This window comes from Parashewanella hymeniacidonis (assembly GCF_016900895.1).
Taxonomy (GTDB): domain Bacteria; phylum Pseudomonadota; class Gammaproteobacteria; order Enterobacterales; family Shewanellaceae; genus Parashewanella; species Parashewanella hymeniacidonis.
This window is the reverse complement of sequence record NZ_JAFEUN010000011.1, coordinates 38283-42806: the sequence shown is the minus strand read 5'-3', so window position 1 is coordinate 42806 and position 4524 is coordinate 38283. Positions and strand designations below refer to the sequence as shown.

Annotated in this window: 2 protein-coding genes; both read right to left on the bottom strand. The window is 41.7% G+C overall.

Annotated features, from left to right (window positions below):
- On the bottom strand, positions 1-1602 hold a 1602-nt coding region (locus JQC92_RS04130; protein WP_204998458.1), incomplete at its 3' end, for a VCBS domain-containing protein.
- 235 nt (positions 1603-1837) lie between these two features.
- Positions 1838-4524 (bottom strand): Ig-like domain-containing protein (locus JQC92_RS04125; protein ID WP_204998457.1); only part of this gene is annotated, 2687 nt, incomplete at its 5' end.

Here is a 4524-nt window from a genome sequence, read left to right as displayed (position 1 = left end):
GATATCGTTGTTGTTGGCATCGACGCCCGCTTCATCTACGTTACCCGTTTGCGGGCCGTTTGAGACCAGTGGTCGATCGTTGGTGCCAGTCACGGTAATGGTCACCGTGGTGTCACTGAAACCGCCAAGGCCGTCGCTGACTCGAACCGTGTACGTCAGGTCAATGCTGTCGCCGTCTTGCATTGCTTCAACGACTGCAGAGTCATTGAGCAAGTTGAAGCTCCATTCGCCGGTTTCACTGTTGAGGATGAACTCGCCAAAGTCCGCAAATTGATCGCTGATGAGTGTCCAGCTTAAATCGCTTTGGTCGTTGTCGACATCGGTGGCATTAAGATCGCCACTGACACTCGCCGTACCTGGGATATCGTTGTTGCTGGCGTCGATGCCCGCTTCATCTACGTTACCCGTTTGCGGGCCGTTTGAGACCAGTGGTCGATCGTTGGTGCCAGTCACGGTAATGGTCACCGTGGTGTCACTGAAACCGCCAAGGCCGTCGCTGACTCTGACAACATATGAAATTGTTTCAAACTCACCTTGTTGTAATGATTGAACTTCACTCGCATCATTATCAAGTGTAAATGTCCATTCACCAGTAGCAGCATCAATTTCGAATGTACCAAATGCATTTTGTTCAGATTGAACGGTCCAGCTAAGATCACTTTGAGCATTATCAACATCTGTAGCTGTTAATAGCCCTGTCGCAATTGCAACGCCAGCGCTATCTTCATTGCTAGCATTGACTCCTGATTCACTGACGCTGCCAGAAAACTGTTCGCCGGTAATTATTGGCCTATCATTTGTACCTTCAACTGTAATGGTAACGGTTGATTGCGCTACTCCACCTTGGCCATCATTGACTTGAACCGTATAAACTAAGGCTCTACTTTCACCTTCTTGAAGCGCTTGAACAACGTCCGCAGTATTATCAAGTAAAAAACTCCACGCACCTGTTACTGGATCAATACTAAACACACCGAATTGGTTTTGGACCGTCTGTAAACTCCAATTTAATTCATTTTGATTTTCCGCATCACTGGCTGTCATAATGCCAGTGACACTAGCAACACCTACTGTGTCATTATTAGCGAGATCAACGCCTGATTCATCAACGACTCCTGTACCAGGATTGCCGATAACTGGTGGTGTATTTGTAGAATCTATGCCTAGAGTTTGTACTTCCGGTGAAGCAGGTACAAAGCCTAAGGTGTTGAATTCTGTGGAAGCTACAGTCTCAGCTGCAGCTCGATCAAGCGCAACAGCATCAAAGCCCCCTTGATTACCAACAGGTCCGCCTGCGGCAGTTTCTGGTAAATCAATGGTTGGATCACCACCTGCAGCAATAATTGCTTGTAATTGCTGTACATCAGTTGTGGAATCAACCCTAAATAAACTAGAACCATCGCCTGCTTGCGTTAAATTAGATCGGATCTCACCATCTAAGAATTCAATTTGAAATTTTGAGTTTGAAGGAGCAAAAATACTTGCGCCTTGAGGAATATATTCATTTTCAGTCGCAATGAATTCAACATCTCCAAGTCTTACAGTAACTTTTCCAGAAACGGCAGTAAATCTGCCAGCTTGCACTGCAGTATAACGATCCATGTCAGCCCCTAAACACTTCTATCCGTGAAGTGAAAAATTTATATACAAAATTAGAAAGTGATTAAACTTTAACCTGATTACAAAGCAACGTCAATTTTTTGACATTTTATTTACATAATGATTTGTTTCAGCATAAAAAGAGTAAGAGAGAATTCGTTAATTGGAAGCAGGCTCTAAGCTGAGTCCTACAAAAAAAGCTCCATAAAGGAGCTTTTTGTTTAATATAAAAAATCGATTAAGGGATATGATTCATTGGATCTATCGAATAGCTAAATTCATCAAAACTCGATCCACTGCCGCTCATAGGTTGTTCATTCGTAGCAGGCTTTTGACCATCAATAATTAAAGCGCCTTCACCATCTGCATTTAATAATTGCTCTCTAACTTCTGCAATTGTTAAGTTAAGGTTCTCAAGCACAATTTGTTGATCGTATTCGCCTGATTTGTCACCATCAGCAAAAATATCTAAAACAATGTTATCACCATCAATACTAATCGTTAGGTAATCATCAATGTTATTAAAGTTTTCATCAATAAGAAGGTCGCTCAAATCTAATTTATCATAACCAAATTCAAAATCAGTGATGATATCTTTACCCTGTTCGCCACTTTCCCATCTGAATATATCAATATTCTGCTTGTTCGCTCCGTCACCAGTAAGGATATCGTCGCCTAAACCTCCGATGATGATGTCTTCGTTATTCCCGCCGTTTATCACATCATTCCCTAATCCACCGATCATTAAATCATTGCCTAGATTACCTTTTAGGTCATCACCTGAATTACCACCAACAACAACATCATCACCTTGTCGACCGTAAAAATTAACAGCTCCGCCATTTGGATCTGCAATCATAATGTTATTATTGGCGTCGCCTTCAATTGCAGCACCCGTGTTTGCGACTAAATCAACATCTACACTGTCAGTCGAAGTCCTACCAAATGACGATATGGTATAATCGAATTCACCGCTATTATCAGCTTCAATAGAAATAATACCATTGTCAATTTCAGCACCATTGATACCTATAATCTGGGTACCAAATGGCGTTGTGTCTGAATGCAATAACCATTCTTCAGGAATATCAATTGTAGCTCCTGCGCCAAGAGTACTAATGATATTGGCAGTATTAGCAACGGGATCTTGAGCTTCATAACCTTCAGGATAGACAATCAAATCAAACGAGCTTGTCGTCGTCGCTTGACTACCATCAGTTTCTGTACTGGTAGCAGTCACGTCCACAGAATAAACACCCTCTTTAGAGGTTTGTACAAAAATAGATTTATAATCCCAGTCAGATGGAATCTCTAAGGTTCCGTCAGCACCGACAGTCAACACATTAGATTCAGAACCATTAGATAAAAACCCCTTAACTTTCGCACCCGCAGGTAAGCCAGACAAAGTAATTGATAGCACTTCATCTTGATCCGTCAAAACAGAGGTGATTTCACTGATCTTAATGAAGTTTCCTTCAACGCCCTGGTTAATTTGTTCAGAAAAATTAATATTATCAAGAAGGGCACCCAATGTGTCAGAATCGTTAGCCGTAAAAGTGATGCGATACGTACCTGAGTCATCGACTGAAAGCGATTCATTTATTTGCTGCCATTGGTTTGTCGTTAAGAAACGTACATCAGCAATAGTAATAGTTTCACCAGTTGGATTTCCACTCTCATCTAACTTTTGTAATGTTACCGAAAAATTAGAACTGCTAGCCCCTGCATCTTTACGTGCAGCCGCCTCAAAATCAAAGTTATATAATCTGCCTTCTGTAAATTCTACATCCAAATAAAGCGATTTATCACCGCCATGATTTTCTAGTTCAAGAACATAACCATGCCCAGCAGACGCTAAAGAGTTTAAATAGGTACCCGCTGTGCCAATCTCTAAATGGCCAGATGAATTGTATGTCCCCCAATTACCTACAAATAAGTCATCCAGTGATGAAGCTTTAACATTTTGACGAATGCCTTCTGAATGGATACCTTCAAAATTAAGGGAAGCTAATAAGTTGCTCGATTTTAATTCCAGAGTCGGCGCTGAAGGAACAATTTCAACGGTCGCCATATCTGTAGAAGGATCAGAACCATTGCCAGAACCATCGATTTGCTTGGTTTTAACACTAATACTTTCACCTTCTGCGGGTTCTAATTCTGTCCAAGTAATCTCACCAGTATCAGAATCATACGTAAACCCAGTGACAGCAATACCATTATGGGTAACGACTAACTCCCCACTTTCAGTAAGTGTGGCGACATAACGAGTATCAATAACAGTCCCATCTAATTGGCTTAATACGACATTAATATCAACTTGACCACCATTAAGCAGTTCGTCGTGGTCAATGGTTACTTTGATTTTCACACCGTCAATACCCATTTCATCTTGGGTCAGTGTGCCATCATCATTTTCATCATCAATGATAAGGACAGTTGGGGCATTTGGTGGGGTGGTATCATTTATATTAATGATAACTTCTGCAGCTTCACTATAAGAAGATCCATCGGTAATCGTATAGGTAAACTTAACTTCTGATGGCTCATCTCCTGAATATTGAAATTCAAAACTACCATCACGGTTAATGATAAGTGTGCCACCCTCAATATCGATTGAAGCTTTACCGTTATTATCAAAAGTGACTAACTGACCATTGATGTGGCTGATCGTGAGTCCGTCTCCATCAACATCGTAATCTGAACCATTGCCGTTATCTGCGTTGATGAGATTACCTTGTATTCCGTCTCCAAGTTCAACAACAAAAGTGTCGTCTGTGGCAACTGGAGTGTCGTTTTGTGGGTCAACTTCAATGTCCAAGGTGGAAGTGTCGGTGCTGGTTCCGTCGCTCAAGGTGTAGGTGATGGTTGGCACCTCACCGTTCCAGTTTTCATTTGGCGTAAACACATAGTCACCGGTCGCCGTTA